This is a genomic window from Solidesulfovibrio sp. C21 (assembly GCF_047785625.1).
In the GTDB taxonomy this organism is placed as follows: Bacteria; Desulfobacterota; Desulfovibrionia; order Desulfovibrionales; family Desulfovibrionaceae; genus Solidesulfovibrio.
The window spans coordinates 1-25,600 of the sequence record NZ_JBLODY010000058.1; the positions used below are offsets into that span (position 1 = coordinate 1).

At 64.8% G+C, this 25,600-nt stretch carries 21 protein-coding genes and 1 tRNA gene; 4 read left to right on the forward strand and 18 right to left on the reverse strand.

Annotated features, from left to right (window positions below; genetic code table 11):
• Nucleotides 1-182 precede the first annotated feature (182 nt).
• On the reverse strand, nucleotides 183-1,964 hold the full coding sequence (locus ACMZ6R_RS15275; RefSeq protein ID WP_416112988.1) for a methyl-accepting chemotaxis protein: 1,782 nt from the start codon (nucleotides 1,962-1,964) through the stop codon (nucleotides 183-185).
• A 122-nt stretch (nucleotides 1,965-2,086) separates the two neighbouring features.
• On the opposite strand from ACMZ6R_RS15275, the gene ACMZ6R_RS15280 reads away from it, so the two are divergent.
• The 3 genes from ACMZ6R_RS15280 to ACMZ6R_RS15290 all read left to right on the forward strand — a co-directional run bounded on the left by ACMZ6R_RS15280 (nucleotide 2,087) and on the right by ACMZ6R_RS15290 (nucleotide 6,706).
• Entirely contained in the window at nucleotides 2,087-2,950 is an 864-nt protein-coding gene (locus ACMZ6R_RS15280; RefSeq protein ID WP_416112990.1) for an alpha/beta fold hydrolase, read from the forward strand.
• Between the two features lie 82 nt (nucleotides 2,951-3,032).
• Nucleotides 3,033-3,584, forward strand: a complete 552-nt coding sequence (amrA, locus tag ACMZ6R_RS15285) for an AmmeMemoRadiSam system protein A (RefSeq protein WP_416112992.1) — start codon at nucleotides 3,033-3,035, stop codon at nucleotides 3,582-3,584.
• A 242-nt stretch (nucleotides 3,585-3,826) separates the two neighbouring features.
• Entirely contained in the window at nucleotides 3,827-6,706 is a 2,880-nt protein-coding gene (locus tag ACMZ6R_RS15290; protein ID WP_416112994.1) for a caspase family protein, read from the forward strand.
• Nucleotides 6,707-6,812: 106 nt separating this feature from the next.
• Here the strand turns inward: ACMZ6R_RS15290 and ACMZ6R_RS15295 are convergent, their stop codons facing one another.
• The 5 genes from ACMZ6R_RS15295 to ACMZ6R_RS15315 all read right to left on the reverse strand — a co-directional run bounded on the left by ACMZ6R_RS15295 (nucleotide 6,813) and on the right by ACMZ6R_RS15315 (nucleotide 11,044).
• Nucleotides 6,813-7,793 (reverse strand): glycerophosphodiester phosphodiesterase, encoded by a 981-nt coding sequence (locus tag ACMZ6R_RS15295; protein ID WP_416112996.1) that lies wholly within the window; start codon nucleotides 7,791-7,793, stop codon nucleotides 6,813-6,815.
• A 207-nt stretch (nucleotides 7,794-8,000) separates the two neighbouring features.
• Complete coding sequence (locus tag ACMZ6R_RS15300; RefSeq protein WP_416112998.1) at nucleotides 8,001-8,765, reverse strand: zinc ribbon domain-containing protein; 765 nt, start codon at nucleotides 8,763-8,765, stop codon at nucleotides 8,001-8,003.
• Between the two features lie 16 nt (nucleotides 8,766-8,781).
• A complete protein-coding gene (locus ACMZ6R_RS15305) occupies nucleotides 8,782-9,804 on the reverse strand; it encodes a Nif3-like dinuclear metal center hexameric protein (RefSeq protein ID WP_416113000.1) in 1,023 nt (340 codons plus the stop codon).
• A gap of 128 nt (nucleotides 9,805-9,932) precedes the next feature.
• Nucleotides 9,933-10,008, reverse strand: a tRNA-Ile gene (locus tag ACMZ6R_RS15310).
• A 136-nt stretch (nucleotides 10,009-10,144) separates the two neighbouring features.
• A complete protein-coding gene (locus ACMZ6R_RS15315) occupies nucleotides 10,145-11,044 on the reverse strand; it encodes an NAD(P)/FAD-dependent oxidoreductase (protein WP_416113002.1) in 900 nt (299 codons plus the stop codon).
• Between the two features lie 203 nt (nucleotides 11,045-11,247).
• Between ACMZ6R_RS15315 and ACMZ6R_RS15320 the strand changes: the two genes are divergently transcribed.
• Nucleotides 11,248-14,040: a PAS domain S-box protein gene (locus ACMZ6R_RS15320; RefSeq protein WP_416113004.1), complete on the forward strand. Its 2,793-nt coding sequence runs from the start codon at nucleotides 11,248-11,250 to the stop codon at nucleotides 14,038-14,040.
• Between the two features lie 162 nt (nucleotides 14,041-14,202).
• Here the strand turns inward: ACMZ6R_RS15320 and ACMZ6R_RS15325 are convergent, their stop codons facing one another.
• From ACMZ6R_RS15325 to ACMZ6R_RS15380, 12 genes are all read right to left on the reverse strand, one after another.
• Complete coding sequence (locus tag ACMZ6R_RS15325; protein WP_416113006.1) at nucleotides 14,203-15,225, reverse strand: WD40 repeat domain-containing protein; 1,023 nt, start codon at nucleotides 15,223-15,225, stop codon at nucleotides 14,203-14,205.
• Nucleotides 15,222-16,205 carry a CobW family GTP-binding protein gene (locus ACMZ6R_RS15330; RefSeq protein WP_416113008.1) on the reverse strand — a complete coding sequence of 328 codons (984 nt, stop codon included), beginning with the start codon at nucleotides 16,203-16,205 and terminating at the stop codon, nucleotides 15,222-15,224. Before ACMZ6R_RS15330 ends, ACMZ6R_RS15325 begins: the two co-directional genes overlap by 4 nt.
• A 273-nt stretch (nucleotides 16,206-16,478) precedes the next feature.
• The gene (locus ACMZ6R_RS15335; protein ID WP_416113010.1) at nucleotides 16,479-16,682 is read right to left on the reverse strand and encodes a hypothetical protein; all 204 of its coding nucleotides are present in this window, start codon (nucleotides 16,680-16,682) and stop codon (nucleotides 16,479-16,481) included.
• Between the two features lie 258 nt (nucleotides 16,683-16,940).
• Nucleotides 16,941-17,189: a hypothetical protein gene (locus ACMZ6R_RS15340; protein WP_416113012.1), complete on the reverse strand. Its 249-nt coding sequence runs from the start codon at nucleotides 17,187-17,189 to the stop codon at nucleotides 16,941-16,943.
• A 263-nt stretch (nucleotides 17,190-17,452) separates the two neighbouring features.
• Nucleotides 17,453-18,271, reverse strand: coding sequence for an alpha/beta fold hydrolase (locus ACMZ6R_RS15345; RefSeq protein WP_416113014.1), 819 nt, complete (start codon nucleotides 18,269-18,271; stop codon nucleotides 17,453-17,455).
• 42 nt (nucleotides 18,272-18,313) lie between these two features.
• Nucleotides 18,314-18,766, reverse strand: a complete 453-nt coding sequence (locus ACMZ6R_RS15350) for a universal stress protein (protein ID WP_416113016.1) — start codon at nucleotides 18,764-18,766, stop codon at nucleotides 18,314-18,316.
• 87 nt (nucleotides 18,767-18,853) lie between these two features.
• Nucleotides 18,854-19,927 (reverse strand): acyltransferase family protein, encoded by a 1,074-nt coding sequence (locus tag ACMZ6R_RS15355; protein WP_416113018.1) that lies wholly within the window; start codon nucleotides 19,925-19,927, stop codon nucleotides 18,854-18,856.
• 56 nt (nucleotides 19,928-19,983) lie between these two features.
• A complete protein-coding gene (gene cimA / locus ACMZ6R_RS15360; protein WP_416113020.1) occupies nucleotides 19,984-21,612 on the reverse strand; it encodes a citramalate synthase in 1,629 nt (542 codons plus the stop codon).
• A 126-nt stretch (nucleotides 21,613-21,738) separates the two neighbouring features.
• The gene (locus tag ACMZ6R_RS15365) at nucleotides 21,739-22,974 is read right to left on the reverse strand and encodes an aspartate kinase (RefSeq protein WP_416113022.1); all 1,236 of its coding nucleotides are present in this window, start codon (nucleotides 22,972-22,974) and stop codon (nucleotides 21,739-21,741) included.
• Between the two features lie 55 nt (nucleotides 22,975-23,029).
• Nucleotides 23,030-23,530 (reverse strand): tRNA (adenosine(37)-N6)-threonylcarbamoyltransferase complex ATPase subunit type 1 TsaE, encoded by a 501-nt coding sequence (gene tsaE / locus ACMZ6R_RS15370; RefSeq protein ID WP_416113024.1) that lies wholly within the window; start codon nucleotides 23,528-23,530, stop codon nucleotides 23,030-23,032.
• An 8-nt stretch (nucleotides 23,531-23,538) separates the two neighbouring features.
• Nucleotides 23,539-23,997: a CBS domain-containing protein gene (locus ACMZ6R_RS15375; RefSeq protein WP_416113026.1), complete on the reverse strand. Its 459-nt coding sequence runs from the start codon at nucleotides 23,995-23,997 to the stop codon at nucleotides 23,539-23,541.
• Between the two features lie 2 nt (nucleotides 23,998-23,999).
• Nucleotides 24,000-25,541: an NAD(P)H-hydrate dehydratase gene (locus ACMZ6R_RS15380; RefSeq protein WP_416113028.1), complete on the reverse strand. Its 1,542-nt coding sequence runs from the start codon at nucleotides 25,539-25,541 to the stop codon at nucleotides 24,000-24,002.
• Between the last annotated feature and the right edge of the window lie 59 nt (nucleotides 25,542-25,600).

A 25,600-nucleotide genomic window follows, 5' to 3' on the forward strand; every position in this document is an offset into this window, starting at 1 on the left:
GCCTGAAGTTGGGATAACTCTTGTCTTGCCATGTTGGTCTCCTCGCCTCGTTTGTGCCCTTGGAGCACGTTCACTGGCACTATCAGCCAGTTTGAGGGTCGAGGCCAACATGGTATTTGGAAGGGGGCCTGGGGGGAAACCTTTCTTCAGAAAGGTTTCCCCCATCTCTCATTGCAAAAGGATTATACACTCGGGAGGGCGGGGGAGCCTTCCCGGCGCAGTCCGTCGATCAGCGCGGCGAGTTGCGCCGCCGACTGGGACAGCCGGTCCAGTTCCTCCCGGGCGTCGTCCATGCCCTGGGCCGTCTCTTCCGACACAAGACTGATGTCGGCCAGGGCCCGGTTGATCTCGTCCGAGGCGGCGGATTGCTGCTGCGAGGCCTCGGCGATCTGGCGGATCTCTTCGGTGGTGGACTCCGTCATATCCACGATATGGCGCAGGGCGTCCCCGGATTTACCGGCGAGTTCCGTGGTGGCGGCAACGGCATCCACGGCCGTGTCCATGCCGGCCACGTTTTCCCGCACGCCGTCGTTTATGGCCGTGACCACGGCCGCGACCTCGCCGGTTGCCTGCATGGTTTTTTCGGCCAGCTTCCTGACCTCGTCGGCGACCACGGCGAAGCCTCGCCCGGCATCGCCGGCCCGGGCCGCCTCGATGGCGGCGTTTAAGGCCAGCAGGTTCGTCTGGTCGGCGATGTCGGAGATGACGTTCATGATGGCGGCAATGCCTTTGGCCCGCTCGCCCAGGCCGTCGATGCTGGCCTTGAGCCCGAGGGAAAGCTCCCGGACCCGTTCGATGGAGTGGGAAACCTCTTCGGTGGCGGTGAGCCCCTGCTTTGCCCCTTCCCGGGCGGCCTGGGCGCTTTCCGACGCCCTGCCGGCGTTTTGGGCCACCGCGAGCACGGTGGCGTTGAGTTCCTCCATGGCCGTGGCTGTTTCGGTCGTGCGGTCGTATTGACGCTGGGTTCCACCCGAAACCTGGGCCACGCGGTCGGTCAGGGTGTTGCCGGCCCGGGCCACGACATCGGCCAAGTCTTCCAGGCGGTCGGCCGCTTCGGCCATGCCGGCGAGTCGCGCGTTCTCGGCTTGGCCCATGGCCTGTTCGGCCGCGAGCTTGCTGCGCTCGGCCTCGGCGCTTTTGGCTTCGGCCGCGGCCTTGCCGGCCGCGACGTCCTCGAACGAGGCCCGCAGTTTCTTGGCCATCTCGGCCATGGCCGACATGACCCCGCAGGTGTGGCCGTTGCGGTTGCAGGCGGCCTGGACGTTGTCGAAGTGTCCGGCGGCCACTTCCCGGGCCAGGGCGGCCACTTCCTCGGGCTCGGCTCCGAGCTGTCTCCCGATGCTTCTGGAAACCAGCCAGGCCGTGACCACGCCGATGGCCAGCGACAGGGCGAGCAGGACATATTGCAGGGTCAGGTCCGAGGCCAGGGAGGCGACCACGGCGGAAACCTGGGCGCCGGCTGTCTTGAACTGTCGCTCCTTGAGCGGATTGATGCGCTTGGCCAGGGCTTCGGTTCGGGCGTCGAAATCCTGCATCAGCGCGTTGCCGGCCTCGCGGCCGTGAGTGATGTAGGCCTTGGCCATGCGGACGCCGACATCGTTCATGGCCTCGAAATCCCTGGCAAGGGCCTCGATTTCCGTCCGCAGGGCTGCGTCGTTTCTTTGACGTGCCGCTTCGGTGAATTTGGCAACGCCCTTGCGGAACGTGGCCGCCGACTCCTTGGCCCCGGCGAAGCCGTCATCTTCGCCGGTTGCCGAAACGTCGGTGAGAAACTGTTGCACGTCCACGGCCATAAGCTGCATCCTGGCCGCTTCGTCGGCCAGAGGCAGGCTTTCGGCGTGGATGTTGGCCGCGCGTTCCTTCACGGAGTTCATGGAGAGCGTCATGACCAGCGTCCCGGTGGTCATGGCCGCGAGCACCAGTCCGAAGCCGAGGCCCAATCGGGCCGCGATGGTGAATTTCATAAGCTACCGCCCGCCTGTCGCAGTGTGTTACAGACAATCCGCCCGGATCGCCTAAGGGACGACTGGCGGGAGTTCGAGATTCCCGCTAGGGTTACATGCGCTGGAGGGTGGCGGTCAAGACAATGGGAAAATTCTTTGTTTCGGAACAGCGCGGCGACATGGGGATACGCGAGGTCCTCGCGCCGACGGATGACGCCCCGGTCTATGCCCGGGTCCGGATCATGTCCGGCCGGGCCCCGGCCGTGGTCTGCCTGCATGGCCTCGGCGATTCCCATCTGGCCTTCGAGGAGGCCTTCGAGACGCGCTACCTGGCCGGCGCCAGTCTTATCGTTCCGGACATGGCCGGCCATGGAGCCAGCCCCGCCGCCAGGGACTATTCCATGGAGGCCGCGACCGGAAGGGTCCGGGCTGTGCTGAACCACCTGACGTCAGAATACGGCCTGCGACCGAATCCGCTGTATCTGGTCGGGCATTCCGTGGGCGGTATTCCGGCCATTTATTACTGTCGCGACGCCGCGCCGGGCGAGGTGGCCCATCTGATTCTGGTCGAGGCCTCGGTCACCCGCTTTGGCTCGTTCATTACCGCCCATGCCGAGGCGGCAAGGCTCTCCGGCCGGTTCGACGAATGGTACGACACGTTTCGGGAGCAGGTGATCTTTCGCGATTACCTCGGCCGGTTTCCCTTTTGCCGGCATTACTATGCCTCGTTGCGGTTTTGCCGCCGGGAGGCCTTTGCCGGTACCGTGATGGCCGTGCGCCGGGAAGCCAAGTCCCTGCCCGGGAAATGGAGCCATGCCGCCGGCGCGGCCTTGGCCGAACTGAAAATGCCCGTCACCTATGCCTACGGCCGGGACCTCGTCCCGGAAACGCTGAATTTTTTGCAGCAGCACGACATCAGGCAGCGTCCGTTTCCGACGGATTGCCATTTTCTCATGCAGGCCACGGCCGGTGAGTTTTACGCCCTGCTCGGGGAATGCTGTCGGTAGGAACGGGCGCTCCCCGACTTGCTCCTTCTGGCGACAGGGCGCAAAAGGGAATGGACAGTGAAGCCGTTTGCCGGAGGAAACCATGGACGCGTTTCATTTCGCCTTGACCGGGGAAGAAAAGGATTATCTCAAGAATTGCGTCAAGATGCGCATCGCCGCGAGGCTGGCCGGCAAAGCGGTCGCCGTGCCTGAACCGCCGACGGACAAGCTGCGCGAGCCCTACGGCGCTTTCGTCACACTCAATCTGCGCGGCCGGCTGCGGGGCTGCATCGGCCATATCGTCGGCGACCTGCCGCTTTTTACGACCATCGCCGCCATGGCCGAGGCGGCGGCCTTCGAGGACCCGCGCTTTCCGCCGCTGACGCGTGAGGAGTTCGAAGCCGTCACCGTGGAAATATCGGTCCTCAGTCCCCTGACGCCTTGTCCGGACCCGAATCTTGTGGAAGTGGGCCGCCATGGGCTGCTCATGCGCCGGGGCGGGCGTTCGGGGCTGCTCCTGCCCCAGGTGCCGGTGGAGTGGGGCTGGGACCGGGAGACTTTTCTGGACCAGACCTGCCGCAAGGCCGGCATGGAACCCGGTTGCTGGAAGGATCCGGCCACCCGGATATTTTGGTTCGAAGCTGAAGTTTTTTAGAATCCTGGGGGAACCCCTCTCCGCAGAAAGGGTTTCCCCGGATCCCTTTTTTAAGACTCTTAATAGTCATAGCGTGTTATCCGCACAACCGCCGTGCCGTGAACGATTGGGGAAGGAGAATGTGCGCGTGGGGGGTCTGCCCTTTTGGGCGCGTTTCCCCGGGCGCACATTTCTGCCTCTTGACGTCGTTTGCGACTAGGACAAGAATGCGCGCCGCCCGTTACGGGGCGAGGAGTGACCGTATGCGCCTTCGCGTCCTGATTCTGACCGCTGTCCTGATCCTTGTCGCCTTCTGCCATGCCACTGCCGCCTGCGCCGGCACGCCGCCGGCCGAACCCATACTGCGCATCGAAACCGGCATGCACACGGCGCTCATAAAGCGCATCGCCGTGGATGGCCTCGGCCGCTATCTGGCCACCGCCTCGGATGATAAGACCTGCCGCGTCTGGGACATCAAGACTGGCGAACAGCTGCGCGTGCTGCGCCCGCCCATCGGCCACGGCTACGAGGGCAGGCTTTATAGTGTCGCCATGAGCCCCGACGGCCGCTACGTCTTTTGCGGCGGCTGGACCGGCTATGGCTGGGACAAGACGCACAGCATCTACATCTTCGAGCGTGAGACCGGCCGTTTGGTCAAGCGCCTGACCGGCCTGCCGAGCGTCATCAACCATCTGGCCGTGTCCCATGACGGCGCGTACCTGGCCGCGGTCATGGGCGAGGAGGGCGTGCGCGTCTGGCGGCTGTCCGACCTGTCCCTGGTCGGCGGGGACAAGGACTACGGTGGCGAGTCCTATGGCGCGGCCTTCGACGGCAAGGGCCATCTGGCCACCACCTGTTACGACGGGGCCATCCGCCTGTACAAGGTGACGGACACGAGCCTGTCGCTTGTGGCCAAGACCAGGACCCAGGGCGGCGCGCGTCCCTTTTCCCTGGCCTTTTCCCCGGACGGAACCCAACTCGCCGTGGGTTTTACCGATACCGCCGCCGTCACGGTCCTTGACGCCGAGACCCTGAATCTGCTCGGCGCGCCGAACCTGACCGGTGTGGACAACGGGAATCTGGCTTCGGTGGCCTTTGCCGCCGACGGGTCGCTTCTGGCCGCCGGACGCTGGGTCACGGACCACGGCTGTCCGGTGCGGCGTTTCAAGCCCGCCGATTTTGTCGCCTACCAGGACTTGGACACGGGCAAGTCCGCCGTGGTGACCCTTTGCCCCCTGCCCGATGGCGGTCTGGCCTACGGCACCGTGGCCCCGCGCTGGGGCGTGCTGCGCCCGGATGGCTCCTTCGGCATGACGCGATCCCCGGCCATTCGCGACTTTCGCGCCTCGGCCAAGCGTTTTTACCTCGACCGCACCGGCGAGACCGTGGCCTATGACGCCACGCCCAAAAAGGGCCTGTACCGTTTCGCTTTGCCCGGTCGCGACCTGCGCCAGATTGAAGCGCCCACGCCCGGCATGGCCGCGCCCCGCACCCAGGCCCCCGGCATCGTGGTCACGGGCTGGGAGGGCGGCCGCACGCCACAGCTTAACGGCAAGCCGCTTGCGCTCAAGGAATTCGAGACGGCCTATTCCCTGGCCATCGCCCCGGACGGCCGGCGGCTCATCCTCGGCACGGCCTGGAACGTGCGGGCCTATGGCCTGGACGGCCGGCCCCTGTGGCAGACCCCGGCCCCGGATACCGTCTGGGCCGTCAATGTCAGCGGTGACGGACGGGTGGTGGCGGCGGCCATGGGCGACGGTTCCATCCGCTGGTATCGCATGGAGGACGGCCGGGAGATTCTGTCCTATTTCCCCAATGCCGACGGCCGGCGCTGGGTGCTGTGGACGCCGTCCGGCTACTACGATGCGTCCTCCGGTGGCGAGGACATGATCGGCTGGAACGTCAACAACGGCCCGGACCGGGCCGCCGACTTTTTCCCGGCCTCGCGTTTCCGCGACGCCTTCCACCGTCCGGATGTGGTCGACTTGGCCCTGCGCACCCTGGACGAGAACCGGGCCCTGGCCGCCGCCAACGCTGCCCGGGGTGGCGATGTCCGTTCGCCCTCGGTGCTGACCGCCCGCCCGCCGGTGGTGGAGATCCTGTCGCCGTCAGCCGGCTCGGCCTTTAGCAACCCGGACGCGACCGTCAAATTCGCCGTACGCAGCCCCGGCGGCGAAGCCGTCACGGACGTGCGCATTCTGGTCGACGGCGCGCGCATGGTCGAGGACCATCCGTCCCTTGGCGGACGTGGCTTCGAACCGAGCGTGTTGCAGTCGAAGGTGACGCTTCCCCGGCGCGACGTGGTGCTTTCCGTCATCGCCGAGAACAAGAACGGTTCCTCGGCCCCGGCCACGGTACGCCTCAAATGGGCCGGCAAGGCTGCGGCCCCGGCGGCCCCGGCGGCCAAGCTCTATGTCCTGGCCATCGGCGTGGGAGCCTATGACGACAAGGCCCTGTCCCTGCAATTCCCGGCCAAGGACGCCCAGGACTTCGCCGCGGCCATGGCGTTGCAAAAAGGCCGGCTTTACGGCGACGTGGTCACCCGTGTGCTCACCGATGGCGCGGCCACCAAGGACGCCGTCCTGAACGGCCTGGACTGGATCGAACGCCAGACCACCCAGCACGACGTGGCCATGATTTTTCTGGCCGGCCACGGCGTGGACGACAAAAACGGCGACTACTACTTCCTGCCGGCCACGGTGGATCTGGAAAAGTTGCGCGCCTCGGGCCTGCCGTTCATGGAGATCCAAAAGACCATCCGCAACATCGCCGGCAAGACGCTCTTCTTCGTCGATACCTGCCACAGCGGTTCCGTCATGGGGCAGACCAAGCGGCGCGGCATGGGCGACATAAACGGCGTCATCAACGAACTGGCCAGCGCCGGCAACGGCGCTGTGGTCTTCGCCGCTTCCACCGGCCGTCAGTACTCCCTGGAAAATCCGGCCTGGCAAAACGGCGCCTTCACCAAGGCCCTGGTCGAAGGGGTCATGGGCAAGGCCGATATCCGCCATACCGGTCGCGTGACGTTCAAGATGCTCGACCTCTACATCTCCGAACGCGTCAAGGAACTCACCCGCGGCGAACAGACCCCGACCACCGGCGTCCCGGGGACGGTCGAGGACTTCCCCATCGCCGCCGATTAACGCGAAAAGACGATTAGAAAAGAGAGTGCGAGAGGGGAAACCCTTTGAAAAGGGTTCTCCCCTCTCGCGCTCTCCCTTTCTTAAACGTTTTGACGGGCGGGGAAGTCTAGCGCCGTTGGGAAAAGAGGGTGCGGGCGGTTACGGCCGTATCCGGAAAATCCGAAAAGACGCCGTCCACGCCCAAGGCGAAGAATTGGCGGTATTCCGCTGACGGGTCGTTGTGATAGGCCGGGGCCAGATAGAGCTCTTCGTTGCGGAAGGTGTAGGGATGGACGAGGAGTCCTGCCGCATGGGCGTCGGCGATAAGCGCCGTTGGCGCGCCGAGGCTCTTGTCGCTTGCTTCCGGGACGATAAGCCGCTTCCAGGGCCCGATGCCCTGGGCGAAGGCGGCAATGGCGGCAAGTTCCGCCGGGGTGGTCAGGTCGCCGTAGGTGCGCGGATCGCCTGACAGGACGAAGTCGTAGGGCCGTACATCCGATGCTTCGAGCAGGAAAATGAGCGGCACCCCGGTCAGCCGATGCAGGTCCTTGAGGTTTTCCATCTCGAAGGACTGGATGAAGACCGGCGCGTCCGGGCCGCTGTAGCCGTTGCGCTCGAGAATCTCCACCAGCCGGCCTTCCAGGGCAAGCCCAATGGAGCGGAAATAGGACGGGTGCTTGGTCTCGGGATAGAGGCCGATGTGCCTTCCGATTTCCCATTCCTTGCGCCGGACAAGGTCGATGATTTCCTGGAAGGTGGGTACGGGGAAAAGGCCGTTTCGGCTCTGGTCTCGAAACGGCAGGCGTTCCCTGGCCCGCAGGGTCCGCACCTCGGCCAGGGTCAGGTCCTCGACGAAAAAGCCTTCGACCGTCCGGCCGTCGACGACCTTGCGGGTTTTGCGGTCCGGAAACTTGTCGGCCACGTCCGTGGTGGTGCCGATCTCGTTTTCGTGGCGGGCGATGAGCGCGCCGTCCTTGGTGACCACGAGGTCCGGCTCGATGAAGTCGGCTCCGAGGGCGATGCCCAGGGCATAGGAGGCCAGGGTGTGTTCGGGAAGATGGCCGCAGGCGCCGCGATGGCCGATGATGATCGGTCGGGGGAAGTCCATGGCGGTTTTCCTGGCACGGACGGCCGCATCAGGGCAAGCGGGCGGACCGCCGGTGGCTGCGCATGACAAGGAGAACTCTTCGCTTTCCTTGCCTGGCAGGATCTTGTGGGAAGTATGCTTTTTTATTGGAGTGCGGCCAGAGAGAAATTTTTTTACAAAAAGTCTCTCTCTGGCCGCCGGAGGCATTCGCTCAACGCGATCCGTCGCTTACTCTTCGATTTCCGTGGCCGGCTCCGCGCCTTCGGGGGCCGGTTCGGGGGCGATGTGGTCGCTCCAGTAGATCAGGCGCTGGCAGTTGGGGCAGCTTAAAATCTGGATGCCCTTTTGCAGTTCGATGAAGGACTGCGGCGGGATGGAGATGTGGCAGCCGGAACAGATGCCGGCCTCGACCGGAACGATGACCGGGTTTTTGAGCCGCGACCGGATGAACTCGTAGCGCTGTAGGATGGGCTTGGGCACGGCCGTGCCGGCTTCGGCACGCCGCTTGTCGAGTTCGGCGAGCCTGGTCTTGGCCACGGCGATGCGCTCGTCGAGGCTCTGGCGGGCGGCATGGAGTTCCGTGTCCAGCTTCGCCTTGCGTTCCTCGACGGATTTGAGTTCCAGACCCTGGCGGGCCAGCTCCTCGGCCACGGTGATTTTTTCCTCTTCCCGGCCGCGGTTCTGCTTTTCCAGGTTGTCCATCTCACGCATCATGGCGTGATATTCCTTGGTGTTGCCCACCATCATCATCTTGCTTTTGCTTTTTTTAAGGCGCACGGAGTCAGTCTCGATCTCCGCTTCCAGCCGTTTTTGCTGGTCGCTCAAATACTTGAGCTTGTCGCGGATGACGCCGGCGCTGTCCTCGACTTCCTGGTGGCGTTTTTCCAGTTCGGCAATCTGCAAAGGCGCCTTGTTGAGTTCTTCCTGGAGGATGACGATCTCGTCGTCCACCTTCTGCAAGACCACCAGTTGTTCGATTTGTTTCAAGTACATGAGGTTCTCCGAGTGGTTATTCGGTCCGGGAGGGCAGGGCCCCATCCAGGACATGCGCTGCAAAGGGGTCCTTTCCGGGAAAAAAGCGGACAGTCGGGCCGGTCTCGCCCAGGGTCGCGGCCAGATCGTCGGCGAACCGGCGCATCATGACTTCCTCCAGGGAAAAGTGGCCGACATCGACGACACATTTGCCCGGCGGAACGGATTGGGCCTGATGGTATTTGAGGTCGCCGGTGAGGTAGACGTCGGCACCGGCGGCAAAAGCCCTCGGGGCCATGTCGGCGCCCGACCCCGGACAATAGGCCAGGCTGGCGATGACCGGGGACGGATCGCCGGCGACAATGAAAAAACGCCTGGGCAAAAGCGCGGCCAGCCGTGTTTCCAGTTCCGAAAGCGTGGTCGGAGCGGGCAGTCTTCCGACCAGTCCGTAGCCGTAGGCCACAGCCGGTGCGGCCAGGGCGACCAGGGAGATGAGGGATGCCTCGGGGCACACGGCCGCCAGGGCCGCTTCCACGCGCGCGCGCTCCCGGGCCGGGAAAACCGCTTCCACCTGTCTGACGCAGGGATGGGCCGTGACGCCGGGGAGGGCGGAAAGGGCCAGGGCGACGTCCTTGCCCGGCGCGGCGCGCCAGCGCGCCTGCCAGTGCGGCTCGGTCCCGGCCGGTTCCAGGATGCGGCGGTCGGTCAGATCGAGCGCGTCGGCCAGCCAAGCGGGCGGGCCGTCCACAGCCGTATCCAGGGAGGTGTGGGCGGCGTAGAGCCAGGCCTTGGCCCCGAGGACCAGGGCAAGCAGGCGGTGATAGTCATCCACGCGGTCGGGCAGGCGCGGGGAAAGGGTGAGGGGATGGTGGGTGAGGATGACCTGCGCGCCCCAGGCCAGTGCTTCCCCGACCATGGAGGGCGTGGGGTCCAGGGCCACGGCCAGCTTGTCGCAGTCGGCAAGGCTTCCGGCGATCTGCACGCCGGAGCGGTCCCAACTGGCGGCGCGGGCCGGGACGGCCGTGCGCTCGATAACCCCGATCAGATCGTTAACGCGCATGGCGCATGAAAAAAGGCGCTTTTGGTCCGTGGGACTGGCAAAAGCGCCTTTGTCGCGTCATCCGTGTCGCCGCGACGGCGGGGAAGGCGTTTCCGGGAAGTTTTGCTGGGGTAGCCATGTATCCTTCGTGGTGGGCCTACCAGGATTCGAACCTGGGACCTGCCGGTTATGAGCCGGTGGCTCTACCAACTGAGCTATAGGCCCATGCCGCATTGTGAACTGGTACTTATACGTTTATGCGCTAAGCCCTGTCAAGGGGTATCCCCTTTGTCAGCTGCGGCCGGGCGGTTTCCCGGCCGACAGGGGCCTTGTCCCTGGCGGCGTAGCGCCCGGTCCGGGCTCAGGCCTGGCCGGAGCGTTCCTTGATATGGGCGATGGCCGCCCGCCCGGCCTTGGCCCCTTCGCCCACGGCCACGCTGATCTGCATGAAATGCCCCACGCAGTCCCCGGCAGCGAACACGCCGGGGATGTTGGTCTTTTGTTCGTGGTCCGCTTCCAGAAAGGCCCCCCGGGAGGCAACGCCCAGGGTCTTGGCGAAATCCAGGGCCGAGGCCTGGCCCATGGCCACGAACAGGCCGTCGGCGGGCAGTTCCCGGCCGTCTTCCAGTACGGCTGCGGCCATGGCCGGCTCGCCGGAGAGGCGCACGATCTTGTCGGTGGTCACCACGATGCCGGCGGCTTCCAGCTTGGCCGCGAATCCATTGCCCATCGCCGGCTCCTTGCCCTGGGTATAGACAGTGACGTCCTTGGTGAAGTTGGTCAGTTCCAGGGCCTGGTTGGCGGCGTAGTTGCCCTCGCCGACCACGAGCACCTTGCGGCCCCGGTAGAAAAAACCGTCGCAGCTGACGCAATACGAGACGCCTTTGCCCTCGTAGTCGGCAAGGTTGGCGATGCCGGGGCGCACCCGGGTGACGCCGGCGGCGATGACCAGGGCCTGGGCTTCGTATTCGTCCTTGTCGGTTTTGGCCTCAAAGGCGCCGTCCTCGGTCATGTGTACGGAAAGCGCGCGTTCGCACACGATGCGCGCTCCGAAGCGCTCCGCCTGGCGCACGCCCCGTTTTATCAGCTCGCGTCCGGAAATGGTTTCGGGAAAGCCGAAATAGTTGTCGATCTCGTAGTCGCCAGCGATTTTCGGCTCGCAGCCGGCGACGACGGTATCCATGCCGGCCCGGGCCGTGTAGATGGCGGCGGAAAGTCCGGCGGGGCCCGCGCCGATGATCAGGCACTGGATGCGTTTCATGAACATACCTCCCGAAGCGTGGGTCGGGTCTTTGGGCGGCCCGGCGTAGGCAGCATGATAACCTCAAACCGGCGCGGTGGACAAGGCGTCGGGAATCGGGCGCGAGGTCAGGGATTCGGACCTCCCGTTGTCTTCGCCCGGGAGCTGGGCTAGTGTTACGCCAGCGGTAAGCGCCGTGCGCCGCGATACGGGAGGATTTGGGCATGGAATACTGTGACGCCGACGGTCCGGACAAGGCTCCGCAAGGGCTTGGGCCGCTCTATGTCAAGGCGCCGGTCATGCTCCACTCCGTCGATGCGGCCGGACGCCTGCTCGCCGTCAACGACCGCTGGCTGGAAAACCTGGGCTACACCCGCAAGGAGGTCATCGGGCGATCCCTTGGCGATTTTCTCACCGAGGCATCCAAAGCCGAATTTGCGCGCAATCTGCCGATTTTTCTGCGCGAGGGACAAGTCTCGGAATTTCCCTATACCATGCTGTCCAAGAATGGGCGGACCATTGACATCCTGCTGTCGTCCGTGGGCGAATACGATGGCGAAGGGAGCTTCGTGCGGTCGCTTGCGGCCATCGAGGACATCACCATGCGGCGCGAGACCGAGCAGGCGCTGGCCGCCAGCGAGGAGCTGTTCCGCATGGCCTTCGAGAGCGCCAACGAGGGGCTCTGCATCCTTTCCCCCGAGGGCAATTTTTTGCGGGTCAACGAGGCCTTTTGCGAGTTTATGGGCTATCCGGCCGAGGTCCTGACGACCATGGAGGTTCTCGAGCTGACGCATCCCGACGACCGTGTGAGCAGTACGCGCCTCATGGCCCGGGCCGTCTCCGGGGAAGCCGAGCACTTTCGTTTCGAGAAGCGGTATTTCCACGCCTCGGGACGCGTGATATGGGGACGCGTTTCGGCCCGTCTGGTGCGTGATGCCGCCGGCGCGCCGCGATACATCATTTCTCACGTTTTGGATGTGACCGAGTCCCGGCGTAACTCCGGGCAGATCGCCCTGCACACCAAGACCCTCGAGGTCCTTTTGCGTCTTGGCCGCATGCGCGAGGCCGGGCTGTCCCAACTCGGCACCTATGCCTTGTCCCAGGCCGTGGCCCTGACCGGCAGCGCCGACGGGCTGATCGCCCTGTACGAACCGATGCGGGAGACCTTTCGGCTCCTGGCCGCCCACCCCGGGGCGCTCTCCGCCTTCGGTATGCCGCCCGGCGCGCAGTCCTTCGACCCGCGCCGCATCAAACTGTTTTCCGCCGCCTGGCTGTCACGGCAGCCCGTGATGGCCAATACGCCGCCGAGCGCCCCGGATGCGCAGAGCCTGCCCTGGCGCTCCCTGGTCGTGCCGGTGGAGGGTGAGGGCGACAACCGGCTGCTCATCGTGGTCATCGACAAGGACGAGCCCTACGACGAGGCCGACGTGCATCGCCTGATACTGCTTGGCGAAGGGGTGCTCGGGCACGTCAAGGACCGGGCCCGGGAGCGCGACCTGGAGCGGGCCAGGAAGCAGGCCGAGGCGGCAAGTCAGGCCAAAAGCGGCTTTCTGGCCAACATGAGCCACGAGATACGCACCCCGCTGTCGGGCATCATCGGTCTGACCCAGATGACGCTGAGTCAAAGTCCCAGGCCGGAGGTCCGCGAACACCTTGAACTCATTCTCGATTCCTCGCGGTCCCTGCTCGCCATCGTCAACGATATCCTGGATTTTTCCAAGATCGAAGCCGGCAAGATGGAATTCTCGCCGGTGGATTTCGACCTGCGCGAGATACTCGACCGGACCATGAAGCCGTTTCATTTTTCGTCCCGGCAAAAGGGGCTGCGCCTTTCCTCGCGCATCTCCCCGGGGGTGCCTGAGGTGCTCCACGGCGACCCGGACAGGATCATGCAGGTGGTGCGCAACCTCGTCGGCAATGCCCTCAAGTTCACGGACCAGGGCGAGATTGCCGTGGAGTTTCGCTTGTTGCGGCCCGGGGACCCCATGCTGGTCGAATGCGCGGTGCGCGACACCGGCATCGGTATTCCGGAGGATCGTCTCCCCGAACTCTTCCAGGTCTTTTCGCAACTGGAGTCGTCGCGGACCAAGCGTTACGGCGGCACGGGACTGGGGCTGGCCATCAGCCGGCGGCTGGTGGAGATGATGGGCGGCACCATCGGGGTGCGCAGCCGTCCCGGGCAGGGCAGCATTTTCTCCTTTACCGTTTCGCTGCGGCCCGCTCAGGAGGAATGTTCCGACAGCGGCGGGTCGCGGTCCGAAGCCCCCATTGGCGGCTTTGCCGGGCTTACGGTGCTTCTGGCCGAGGACAACCAGGTCAATCGGCTTTTTCTCAAGCATTTCCTGAGCGAAGCCGGTTGCGAGGTGCGGCTTGCCGGATCGGGCGGGGAGGCTCTGGCCCAGTTGCAAAACGGGCCGGTCGATCTGGTGCTCATGGACATCCAGATGCCGGAGATGGACGGGACCGAGGCGACCCGGCGCATCCGGGACGGCGAGGTGGGCGAGGCGAACAAGGGCCTGCCGGTGGTGGCGCTTACCGCCTACAGCATGAAAGGGGACCGGGAGCGGTTTCTTTCGGCCGGGCTCGACGATTACGTCTCCAAGCCGGTGGACGTGGACGAACTTTTCATGGTCATGCGCCGGGTGCTGGACCGGCGGGGAAGGCTGCCGGCCCAGCTTATCGCTTCGGACTCGCCCATGGACATGGCCTATTACGAGGAGCGGGGCAAGAGCACTTTTGCCCGGGAAATCTGCCGCATGTTTCTCGACGAAAGCCCGCGGACCGAGGCGTCCCTGGCCACGGCGATTCGGACCGGGGATTGGCAGCGGGCCGGAGAGGCCGCCCATACCCTGCTCGGCATGTCCGTCCCCCTGCGGGCGGGAGGGCTGGTCGACCGGGTGCGGCGGTTGCAGGAAGCCTGTCTGTCCGGCGATGCCGCCGGCTGCCGCGAGGCCGGCCGGCACATCCTCGACGAGCTGGAAAAGGTGCGGGCCGCCATCCGCGACATGTTGCAGTGACGCCGGTGTTGGTCCTGAGGGACGCATCCTTTCTTATGAAGACGTTCCCCCTTTTGCCCAACGATCCCCGGTAAAAAGTTTCGGAAAGGGAGAGCGCGAGAGGGGAGAACCCTTTTCAAAGGGTTTCCCCTCTCGCATCTTCTTTTTTGAAACGAATCCGAATTACCCCGCCATATCCATATAGAACGCCGCGCCGTCGTCGCCGCCGCCGACGAGTCGCCGGCCCTCGGGCGACCAGGCGAGGCAGGTGACCCGGCGGTTGGAGATGGCGAAAAGCGGGGCCGCGGCCTTGCGCTCGGGACTGCCGAGAAACACCACGCCGCCGTCGAAACCGCCGGCCACCAGCGGCAGCGCGGGATGCACGGCCAGGCTCCCCAGAAGTCCGTGCTCGAAGGCCCCGAACACGGTGGCTTTCCGGTCCGCCGGGGAAGCGGCCGCATCTACCGGCCAGGCGACGAAGGCCTGTTCGCCGCCGGTCCACAGCAGGTCGCCTTCCAGGGAAAACTCCAGACAGCGCACCTTGGCCGGATAGCCTTCCAGCAGGTAGCCCGCCGCCTGGTCCAGGTCGTAGACGCGCACGCTCTTGTCCTGGGTGGCGCAGGCCATCTTGGCCCCGTCCCGGGAAAAGACCACGGCCAGATTCGAGCCCGGGCCGTCAAAAGTGTTGCCCGGGCAGTCCGGACGGGGCGGGGCGTAGACCGTGACGCCGCCGTAGTGGGTCGCGGCCAGGGTCCGGCCGTCGGGACTGACGGCCAGCCCCCCGATGGCGCTTGGCAGCGGCGGCAGCAGGGTCGGGGCCAGGGTGTCGGGAGCAAAGAGCACGACCTGTTTGCCGCAGGCGGCAGCCAGGACGCGGCCGTCGCGGCTGGCGGCAACGTGTTCGATCCACTGCCCGGGAAAGGCGGCCAGTTCCCGCGTCCGGCCGGACGCGTCGGTCAGGGCGACGCGGCCGTCATCGCCGCCGGTCAGGAACCCCAGGGGTGTTGCGGCCAGACACGCGGTCGCGCCGGAATGGGCCGCGACAAAGGCCATTTCGCCCGTGGCCACGGCGGCAAGGGCCAACCTGCCGTCGCCCAGGGCGAAGGCAGCCACGGACCCGTCGGGGCTGACGGCGCAAGCCGCGACATAGGCCCCGAAAGCGGTTCGGTGCAGTCCCGGCAGTTCGGCATCGGGCGCAAAGCTCATGCCGCGCCCCCTTTGGCCGCGCTGGCGGCAAGCCCTTTTTCCACCAGATCCCGGTCGAGGCCCCGGCCGATGAACACGGCCTTGCTCGTGTGCGCTTCATCATCCTTCCAAGGCGCGCCCCAGGCGGTTTCCAGGTACATGTGCACCCCCTGGAAAATGAAACGCTGGCTGGCTCCGGCCACATCCATGATGCCCTTGCAGCGGTAGATGTCCTGGCCGTGCTCCCGCAGCAGGTCGGCCAAGAAGGTCCCGAGCTTTTCGGGATCGAGCGGGGTATTAAGGGTGAAGCTCATGCTCTGGATGCCGTGGTCGTGCTCGTGGGCATGGACGTGCCCGGGCGCGGCCGCCAGGGCCGGATTGCCGAAAAGCATGCGGCCGATATCGAAGGCCTTGCGGTCGAGAAGCTTGTCGATGGGCAGGTCACAGCGCACGGCGGCCACGATCTCGGCCGTGTCGTTTAGGCGCCGCACCGCGGCCTCGATGTCCTTGATGGCCGCGTCGTCGACCAGGTCGGCCTTGTTGCAGATGACGAGGTCGGCATAGACGACCTGTTCCAGGGCCTGCCTGTTCTCGGCCACATGGCGCGGAAAATGGACCGCGTCCACGACGGTGGTCACGGAGTCGAGGGTGAAGGCGTCCCGGGTGTCCTCGTCCATGGCGAAGGTCTGGATGATGGCGGCGGGATCGGCCAGGCCGGTGGTCTCCAGCAGCACGGCATCGAAGGCCCCCCGGCGTCTGGCCAGCCCGGAGAGCACCCGGATCAGGTCGCCGCGCACCGAGCAGCAGATGCAGCCGTTGTTCATGAGATAGATCTCCTCGTCGGAGGAGACGACAAGCTCGTTGTCGATGCCGATTTCGCCGAATTCGTTGACGATGACCGCGAAGCGGCGACCGTGGTTTTCGGAAAGCACCCGGTTGAGCAGGGTGGTTTTGCCGGTGCCGAGAAAGCCGGTCAGGACCGTGACGGGTATGGAACGCATAAGCTGCCCCCTCGTTGCGATAGGGTCCCGGGGGTAGCACCAAAGCGGCGATTTGAAAAGAAAGCGAGAGGGGCAAGATGGGAAGAAGAAAAGAGGATGCGAGAGGGGAAACCCTTTATAAAGGGTTCTCCCCTCTCGCGCTCTCCCCTTCCCAAACTTTTTTCCTTCGGGATTGGTACAGCAAAGGGCGTCGTATTTCGTGACGCGAATCAAGAAACCGAGCGGAGCCACGTGTAAGACGAGGTTTCCGCGGCATCCTTGGAGAAAGGGGCGCTAGCGCTTTTGATACGCCTCTTCGAAGTCGATGAGTTCCTTGCCCCGGGCGACGGCGTTTTCCTCGGTCTTGCCGGCCGCGGCAACATGGGAAAGCAGATGTCCCGTCTCGTCCCGGACATCTATGGCAAAGGCGGAACAGTAGTTGCCTTCGGGAATGAGTTCGATGGAATAGCCTTTGTACGCGTGCTTGAGCTGTTGCATGATGCCCTCCTGTGCTCTTCGGCTCCCTTGTTGAAGCTGATAATCATATTCTGGGCTTTGGCAACAGGGCCTGCCGCCGGAGCTTGGCTGGATGGGGACAGGGGGGAGGGCTGAATAACAAAATTGAAAAAAGAACGCCGCCCCGTGGAGAGAGGGGGCGGCGTGTGGTCCGCGTCGGGAGAGGGGGTGCCGACGTGGACCAAATTGGGGCGGGCATCACGTCCGGCCTGCGCTACCGGTCGCGACGCGCCGTGTTTTTTACTCTTCGACCTTGCCGATGGTGCTCACGCAGCAGATCTTGTCCCAGGCGTAGTAGGTATTGCGGGTCTCCTCGCCCAGCTTTTCGGTGATGCGCACGAATTCATCGCCGAGAAAAAGCGTGGCAGCTTCGAACACCTTGCCTTCGTTGATCTGGAGTTTCACGCCCTTACGCAGTTTGCGCGAAAGGGTGCCGTGAACCGGGGATGAGGCGTATTCGAACACTTTTTCCAGGGTTTGCTTCTGCACGAGGTCTCTCCTTTTTGACAAAAAAGCTAAAATTCAACTCGGCTACCACTTAACGCTTCTGGAGCAAAAAGCAACGACAAAAAGGAGGAAGGACTAAATAGTGTTATAAATATTTGTTAATATTTACTATTTTACAACTGTTTGTCGGGGCTTTGTTGAAGGGGGCCGGTCGGCTTGCCGAGCGCTGGTATTCGATGGTCGGGAAGTGTGTCGAACAATTCTGTAAAGCGATGCCGTGCCAGGCAGGCGACAGCGGGGAAGGCCTAGCCGGACGCTGCCTCGGCGCCGATGGCCACGGACAGGGCCTCGAAAAAAGGCTCGCGGGCCTGCCGTTCCCGCCAGGGCGTGTGTCCGCAACGGGGCAGCACGATCAAGCGAAATCCGGCCAGACCGGACAGGGGCTCGCCCACGCCGGCCACGGGGTGGGGGTCATGGTCGCCATGGATGGCGGTGACGGGACAGGAAAGCGATAAGGCGATGCGCAGCAGCTCGCCGCTTTGGCGCAGGGCCGCCGCCTGGGGCCAGACGCTGGCGTTGATGTCGGCCGCGAAGACGCAAGGCGGGGCGGGCAATGCGTCTTCCCCGGCCGGCAGGGGATCATAGGCGTCGGTCCGCTCGAGCAGGTTGCCCAGGCGGGTCAGGGCCGCCTTGTCCATCGCGGGGCCGGAGGAGAAAAAGGCCAGCATTTCCCGGCGCTGCGACGGTTCCAGACGGCCGAGCCGTGTTTTCATGATGGCGGGGGCATAGCGGGCCAAAAATGGGCCGCTGCCGACGAGGATGAGTTTTTTGACCAGACCGGGATGGTGCCCGGCCACAAGCACGGCGAGCCAGGCCCCCCAGGAATGGCCGATCAATATGGCCGGGCCGTCCGCCTCCTGTTCCAGACAGGCGGCCAGCTCGTCGATTTGCCCGGCAACGGAGTCGGCGGTCTGGAGCGGCTCGAGCACGCTTTCATGGCGGGAAAGCCATTGTGCCACCGGGGCCGCCTCACCGGTCGCGCCGGGTCCGCCATGCAGCACGGCCAGGCGATACGGCGGCGGGCCGTAGCGACGCAGCCGCGTCCTGGGGCCACCATTTAACACGTGATGGCCCCGGGGAGGTCTTTGGCCCTCGGCGGCATCCGGCTAGTCTCCCTTGCCCTCGGGCCGCATGGACAGGACGGGTATCTTGGCCGTCTTGATGACTTTTTCCGCCACCGAGCCAAAAAGGATCTTGTCGAGGCCCTTGCGGCCGTGGGTGCCGAGCACGATGATGTCGGCGCCCACTTCCTCGGCCACGGCCACGATTTCCTCGGCCGCGTAGCCCGATACCACCCGCGACTCGACCGGGACGCCCTGGAAGTATTCCTTGACGAAGGAATTCATGGTGTCCGTGGCGCCGCTGACGATGCCGGTGACGAAGTCGTCGATGTAGCTGGCCTGGACGTGGAACTCCACATACTGGGTCAGGGACGGGGCCACGTACAGGGCCACGATCTTGGCCCCGCAGGCTTCGGCCAGGCTCTTGGCGTATTCGGCCACCTTGGGGCTGACTTCGGAAAAATCCAGTGCGCAGACGATTGTCTTGATCTGGACCATGGTGGACTCCTCGTGGTTGCGGTTTTTTCGCGCAATCAATCTACCACAGGGAGTACAAAAGCGGAAGAAGCTTTTTATAGCGGCCTGTTAGCGGCGGCGCAGTATCCGCTCCTGGCGCAGCCGCTCAAGGGGTGTGGTCACGAGCCGGTTGAGCCCCAGGCAAAAGACGATGGTGGCCGCCAGGGCGACCAGCGGCAGGTTTCGGCTGCCGTAGAAATACTCGATCAGCATGACGACGGTCCAATGGGAGATGTACATGGGGTAGGATAGCTCGCCGAGAGCCCGGTCGAGGCGCATCTTTCGGGTCAGCAAAAAAAGGAACGGGATGGAAAGCGCCGTGACGGCGTAGAGGTAGTATTCCTTGCCCAGTGTTCCGGGCAGAAACTGGTAGCCGAGGATGGCCGCCACATAGAGGCCGCTGACCGTCCATAGGATTCTGCGGGCGATGGGCACGGGCTTCAGCGCCGCGTACAGGCGATAGGACAGGATACCGAGCAGGAAAAAGCCGCATTCGACCGGGAAAAAGCGTTGCTTCCAGGGGTCGAAGGGCAGTTTGTCCAGGTAGACCAGGGATCGCAGCCCAAGACTCAGGCCGATGATGGTGGCCAAAAACAGGTTGGAGCGCCGCACCAGCCAGGGTGCCAGCAGGTAGAATACCAGTTCCAACGAGATGGTCCATGTCTGGGGCGTGAGCAGGAAAAACCAGCCCGGTGTGGCCCGGTACAGGGCGTCCCAGGTGAAGGCGAGCGTCCCCGAGGCGTGGTTGAGGTTGGTGAAAAAGAGCAGATCCTGACCGACGATGGTGATGTTGGCCATAACCAGCGCGGCCACTGTCGCGGGCGAGAGATCGTGCAGCCAGGTCCGCCATGGCCCGATGAGCAGGGAAGTGTGCAGGAACGTAGCGAAAAAAAGCGACACGCCAAGGGAGAAAGCGAGCACCACCCAGTACGGTGGGAAAAGCCGCAGCCAGCGGTTGCCGTAAAAGAGGCGGCAGCGCCCCGGTCCCGTGTATTTCTCCGACAGAATGAGCGCCATATAAAAGCCGGAGATGATGAAGAATATCTTGATGGCCATGTAGGCATCGGTAAAGACCAAGCCGTACAGGGGACCAGTATGGTTGATCACCACGGTTGCGGCCAGAAGAAATCGCACCAGACCCATGTCGTCCGCCCGTCTTCCCACCTGCCGCCCGCCCCGTCGCCGGAGTGGGATGCGGGCTATCCCTTCAGGGCTTTGGTGAGTTTTTCTTTGTCGTCGCTGAAAAGCTTGTAGTTGATGCCATCTTCCATCGCCTGGAAGCTGGCCTCGATGACGTTGTGGGAAACGCCCACCGTCACCCACCGCTTCGTCGCGTCGCCCGATTCCACCAGCACCCGCACGTGGGATGCCGTACCGCAGCCGCCCCGGCCGCACTCCGCGTCCTCCACGGTCCCGGACAGTACCCGGACCTTGAAGTCGAGCAGACGCATTTCGGCCAGACGCGGGTAAAACCCGCGCAGGGCCTTGCGGATGGCCTTGTCCAGGGCGTTTATGGGACCCCGGCCGGTGGAGGCGGTGTGTTTGACCTTGCCCCCGACCTTGATCATCACCGTGGCTTCGGTCAACGGCTCAACGCTTTCATAGGCGTTGTCATCGAGCACCCGGTAACGGGTGACGGTGAAATAACTGCGGGCCCGGCCGAGCACGCGGTTTAAGAGCAGCTCGTAGGATGCCTCGGCCGCCGTGTATTCGTAGCCGAGCGCCTCGCGTTCCTTGATGGTGGTCAAGAGTTCCAGCACGAAGGGGTCGTTCTTATCCAGCTCGAAGCCGAATTCCCGGGCCTTGTAGAGGATGTTGCTCTGGCCCGAGAGGTCCGAGAGCAGTACCCGCCGGGCGTTGCCCACGGTCTCGGGGGGGACGTGCTCGTAGGTGCGCGGGTTTTTGACCACGGCCGAGACATGCACCCCGCCCTTGTGGGCAAAAGCCCCGTCGCCCACGTAGGGCTGGTTGGAGGGCGGCTGTTGGTTGACCATCTCGGAGACGAAGTGGGCCGTTGGCGTCAGCAACTCGAGCTTGCCCTCGGGCAGGCATTCGATGCCGCATTTGAGCGCCAGGGACGGGATGATCGTGCACAGGTTGGCGTTGCCGCAGCGCTCGCCGTAGCCGTTTACCGTGCCCTGGACCTGCACCGCTCCCAGTTCCACGGCTTCGAGGGTATTGGCCACGGCCAGCCCCGCGTCGTTGTGGGTGTGCACCCCGAAGCGGGCTTCCGGCAGGGCGGCCGTCACGGCGCTCATGATGGCGCGAAATTCCACGGGCAGGGTGCCGCCGTTGGTGTCGCAAAGGACCAGCACGTCGGCGCCGGATTCCTGGGCGCGGCGCAGCACGGCCAGGGCATAGTCGGGATTGGCCTTGTAGCCGTCGAAAAAGTGCTCGGCGTCGAAAAAGACTTCCCGGAAGTGCTGGCGCAGGAAGGCCAGGGAGTCGCTGACCAGTTCCAGGTTGCGGGGCAGCGTGGTGCCGAGCGCCTCGGTGACATGGATATCCCAGCTTTTGCCGAAAATAGTGACCACCGGCGCACCGGAATCGACGAGGGCCTTGAGGTTGGGGTCGGTCGCGGCCGTGGCGCGGTGGTTGTGGGTGCTGCCGAAGGCGGCGATGCTGGCGTATTTCAGGTCGTAATTCTGGATCTCCTGAAAAAAGCGCTTGTCCGTGGGGTTGGATCCGGGCCAGCCGCCTTCGATATAGGACAGGCCCAGATCGTCGAGCTTGAGCGCGATGCGCAGCTTGTCCTCGGTGGTGAGGTTTATGTCTTCGGCCTGGGTGCCGTCGCGCAGGGTCGTATCGTAGCAAAGCACGCGTCGCATGGGATATTCCTGATTGCCGCCGGGGCCTTCGGCCCAAGGGCCATGCGGCGTGGACCGGCGGAGGATTGCCCTCGCGGCCGTCGCCATGGAGAACGGCCGCGAGGTGTTATGAGCGGGCCGCGTCGTCTAGACGCAGGCCACGGCCGGGCCCTCGCCCAGCCCGAAAGCGTCGTGCAGGGTGCGCACGGCCAGCTCGAGGTATTTTTCCTCGATCAGACAGGTGATCTTGATCTCCGAGGTGGCGATCATGAGGATGTTGATGTTTTCCTTTTTGAGCAGGGTGAACATCGTGGAGGCGACCCCGGAATGGCTGCGCATGCCGACGCCGATGACCGACACCTTGCACACGTGGATATCGTGCTGGATCTCGTCGGCGCTGATTTCGGGGCGCAGGTGGTCGAGGATGGACAGGGTCTTGTCGAGGTGGACCCGGGAGATGGTGAAGGTCATGTCCGTGTGGCCGTCGCGCCCGGTGTTCTGGATGATCATGTCGACCAGGATGCCGGCCTCGGCGATGGGGGCGAAGATGGCGGCCGCGACCCCGGGGGTGTCTTTGACGTTGCGCACCGTGATGCGGCACTGGTCCTTGTCGTAGGCAATGCCCGAAACCAGGACGTCTTCCATTTCCGTATCCTCCGAAGTGACCAGCGTGCCGGGATCGTCGGTGAATGTCGAGCGCACCCGGACCGGGACATTGAATTTCTTGGCCAGTTCCACCGAGCGGATTTGCAGAACCTTGGCCCCCTGGCTCGAGAATTCCAGCATCTCGTCATAGGAGATGCGTTCGAGCTTGCGGGCGGCCGAGCACAGGTTGGGGTCGGTGGTGAAGACGCCGTTGACGTCGGTGTAGATTTCGCAGACATCGGCCTCGAGCGCCGCAGCCAGGGCCACGCCCGTAGTGTCCGATCCGCCCCGGCCGAGCGTGGTGACCCGGCCGTGGCAGTCCACGCCCTGGAAACCCGCCACCACCAGCACGTCATAGTCCTCGAGCAGGGAACGTAGATGGGAGGCGTCGATCTCCATGATCCGGGCCCGGGTGAAGTTCGAATTGGTGGTGATGGGGATCTGGTGGCCCAGAAGCGAGCGGACGCGAAGTCCGGCGTCCTTGGCCAGCATGGTGAAAAGGGCGACCGAGGCCTGCTCGCCGGTGGTGACCAGCACGTCGAGTTCGGCCGGATCGGGGTCGGCGGAAAATTCCCGGGCCTGGGCCAGCAGCTTGTTGGTCTCGCCGGACATGGCCGAAAGGGCCACCACCAGCTTGTAGCCAAGGGCGTGGGCCTTTTGTATCCGGGCCAGGACCATGCGCATGCGCTCCAGGCCCTTGACCGACGTTCCGCCATATTTTTGTACGATAATCCGCATGGTTGTCTCCAAGGTCCCGGGAGCGTGTCAATGCTCCCGTCCCGGCGTCGCGCCGTTACATGGCCAAGGACCGGGCCAAGGCGATCAAGGCCGTCCGGCCGCGCTCTCCGGCGGCTGTGATCCGGCATCGCCGTCCAGCTTGGGCCGGGAGCCAGTCGATTTCCAGGCGGTCGGCGGGAAGGGCCGCCCGGGCGAGATATTCGGCCCACTCCACGACCACCAGGGCATCCTGGTCCGCGGCTGCCTCCAGATGCTCCTCCACGCAGGGATCGCCGCCGGCAATCCGGTACAGATCCATGTGGAACGTCTCGGGGTTCGTGGGGTAGACGTTGACGATGTTGAAGCTCGGACTGGCCACTTCCGCCGCGTCACCGCCCGGCAGGGCGGTCACCATTCCCCGGACGAGCGTGGTTTTGCCCGAACCGAGGCCGCCGCGCAAGAGCAAAGCCGTCCGTGTCGCCGGATCGGAGGCAATGCCGGCCAGTTTACGGCCCAGGGACAGGGTCGCCTCCGTATCGGGCAGGGACAGGAGCAGCTGCCGGGAACCAGCGTCCATCGCCGGGACTATTTCTTGTCCACCAGCGTGCCGAGAACGTCGCTCATGCCGATAATGCCGACCACCTTGCCCTGCCCATCCGTCACCGGAATGGTGTGGTAGCCCTTGTCGGTCATAAGCGACGCCACCTCGTCGAGGTCGGTGTCCGGCGAAACGGTGGCCGGATTGCGGGACATGGCGTGGATGGCGGTCAGGGCCGACATTTTTTCCACTTCCCGGTCGAGGTCCTTCATGGACCCCAGCGGAATGAAGCCGTCGAGGAGCGAAAAGACCGAGGGCAGCGACAGTTTTTTCTGCTGGGCGACAAGGTCGGACTGGCAGAGAATGCCGGTCAGCTTGCCGCTGGCATTGAGGACCGGCATGCCATTGAATCCTTTGTCGAAGAGAAGCTTGGCCGCAGCGCTTATTTCCGTGTCTTCGGTAATGGTGACGACAGTGGTGGTCATCACGTCCTTGGCTTTGAGCATGGTCACTCCATGAGGGCTCGGGGCAGCATTTCGGCAATTTCCGAGGCCAGATTGCCCCGTCTGGGGTACAAGGCGGCAAGGCGCGCGCCGGCAAGGCCATGCCAATACACCGCAAGGCAGGCGGCAAGCAAGGGGGAAAGCGGCGTGCAGGCAACAGCCCCCGCAAGCCCTGAAAGCACGTCGCCCGACCCGCCCACAGCCAGATTCGGCGCGACCACCGGGCTTACGGCCGCCCAGCCGTCCGGCGTGGCCACGACGGTCGCCGGCCCCTTGAGCACGGCCACGCAGCCGTAGGTCGCGGCCAGGGTGCGGGCGGACTCCAGCCGGTCGGCCTCCACGGCCGCGATATCCGTGCCGAGAAGCCTCGCCGCCTCGCCGGGATGGGGCGTGATGATGGTGTCCGGCCCGATTTTTCCCCGCAGTTCCGGATCGTTGGCCAGAAAAAACAGGGCGTCGGCGTCGAGGACCAGCCGGCAGGGCAGCGGCAAAAGGGCGCGCAGGAACGCCCCGGTGTCCAGATGACGGCCAAGGCCCGGCCCCAGGGCCACCGCGCCGGCCGTGGACACGAAGTCGCGCACCGCCCCCGCGTCGTCGGGACCGAAATGGTCGCCCGCGCCCACGGGCAGGGTCATGACGTCGGGATGGCCGGCCTTGAGCGCGATTTCCACCGCGCCCGGACAGGCCACGCTGACCAGCCCCGCTCCAGACCGCAGCGCCCCGAGTCCGGCCAAAAGCGGCGCGCCGGTCAGCCCCCGGCTGCCTCCGACAACGACCACCCGGCCGGCTGAGCCCTTGTGCAGCAGCGGATCAGGCGCCGGCAGGGCATTTTCCAGGCGCGGCGTCATGCGCCAGGCCCGGCACGGATGGTTTTCCTTGACGCGGCGGGGAATGCCGATCCGACGCACCAGCAGCTTGCCCACGTAGGGCGCGGCCTGGGGCGCGACAAGCCCGGTCTTGGCCGCCTCGAAGGTCACCGTGGCATCGGCGGTCACGGCCACGGGCGAGGCCACTCCGGTCGCCCCGGAAAGCCCGGACGGAATGTCCAGGGCGAAAATGTACGACCGGCCGGCCAGCCGGTTGACCGCCTTCACCACCGTGCGCAAATCCGGCCGCAGTTCGCCCGTAAATCCGGTGCCGAGCAGGCCGTCGACAACGATGTCCGGTCCGTCCGCGCCCGAGAGATCGGCCTTGGCCAGGGGGATCATGGGCAGGCCGAGTCTGGCCGCGAGTCGGGCGTTGAACCCGGCCGCGCCTTTGTAGCGCCCGCGCGGTCGGGCCAGGGCGATGGTCACCCGCGCTCCCAGCCCGTCCAGATGGCGGGCCAAGGCCACGGCGTCGCCGCCGTTGTTGCCCGGACCGGCCAACAAGAGCACCGTCTTTTCCCGCACATCCCCGACTTCCCCCACCAGCGCGTGCATGGCCTCGCGGCTGGCGTTTTCCATCAGCGCCAGAAACGACATGCCGCACTCGGCAACACTGGCGGCATCCCAACCGGCTATCTCCTGCGGCGTTGGCAACGGATCGAAGTAGCGATCATCGAGCATTGTGGTGTGCCTCCGGCGGCCGGGGGGAACCTTTTTTGAAAAAAAGGTTCCCCCCGGAC

Coding starts and splice junctions, on each gene's coding strand:
- ACMZ6R_RS15275 (WP_416112988.1), bottom strand. CDS start 1,964: ATGAAATTCACCATCGCGGCCCGATTGGGCCTCGGCTTCGGACTGGTG.
- ACMZ6R_RS15280 (WP_416112990.1), top strand. CDS start 2,087: ATGGGAAAATTCTTTGTTTCGGAACAGCGCGGCGACATGGGGATACGC.
- amrA (WP_416112992.1), top strand. CDS start 3,033: ATGGACGCGTTTCATTTCGCCTTGACCGGGGAAGAAAAGGATTATCTC.
- ACMZ6R_RS15290 (WP_416112994.1), top strand. CDS start 3,827: ATGCGCCTTCGCGTCCTGATTCTGACCGCTGTCCTGATCCTTGTCGCC.
- ACMZ6R_RS15295 (WP_416112996.1), bottom strand. CDS start 7,793: ATGGACTTCCCCCGACCGATCATCATCGGCCATCGCGGCGCCTGCGGC.
- ACMZ6R_RS15300 (WP_416112998.1), bottom strand. CDS start 8,765: ATGTACTTGAAACAAATCGAACAACTGGTGGTCTTGCAGAAGGTGGAC.
- ACMZ6R_RS15305 (WP_416113000.1), bottom strand. CDS start 9,804: ATGCGCGTTAACGATCTGATCGGGGTTATCGAGCGCACGGCCGTCCCG.
- ACMZ6R_RS15315 (WP_416113002.1), bottom strand. CDS start 11,044: ATGAAACGCATCCAGTGCCTGATCATCGGCGCGGGCCCCGCCGGACTT.
- ACMZ6R_RS15320 (WP_416113004.1), top strand. CDS start 11,248: ATGGAATACTGTGACGCCGACGGTCCGGACAAGGCTCCGCAAGGGCTT.
- ACMZ6R_RS15325 (WP_416113006.1), bottom strand. CDS start 15,225: ATGAGCTTTGCGCCCGATGCCGAACTGCCGGGACTGCACCGAACCGCT.
- ACMZ6R_RS15330 (WP_416113008.1), bottom strand. CDS start 16,205: ATGCGTTCCATACCCGTCACGGTCCTGACCGGCTTTCTCGGCACCGGC.
- ACMZ6R_RS15335 (WP_416113010.1), bottom strand. CDS start 16,682: ATGCAACAGCTCAAGCACGCGTACAAAGGCTATTCCATCGAACTCATT.
- ACMZ6R_RS15350 (WP_416113016.1), bottom strand. CDS start 18,766: ATGGTCCAGATCAAGACAATCGTCTGCGCACTGGATTTTTCCGAAGTC.
- ACMZ6R_RS15355 (WP_416113018.1), bottom strand. CDS start 19,927: ATGGGTCTGGTGCGATTTCTTCTGGCCGCAACCGTGGTGATCAACCAT.
- cimA (WP_416113020.1), bottom strand. CDS start 21,612: ATGCGACGCGTGCTTTGCTACGATACGACCCTGCGCGACGGCACCCAG.
- ACMZ6R_RS15365 (WP_416113022.1), bottom strand. CDS start 22,974: ATGCGGATTATCGTACAAAAATATGGCGGAACGTCGGTCAAGGGCCTG.
- tsaE (WP_416113024.1), bottom strand. CDS start 23,530: ATGGACGCTGGTTCCCGGCAGCTGCTCCTGTCCCTGCCCGATACGGAG.
- ACMZ6R_RS15375 (WP_416113026.1), bottom strand. CDS start 23,997: ATGCTCAAAGCCAAGGACGTGATGACCACCACTGTCGTCACCATTACC.
- ACMZ6R_RS15380 (WP_416113028.1), bottom strand. CDS start 25,541: ATGCTCGATGATCGCTACTTCGATCCGTTGCCAACGCCGCAGGAGATA.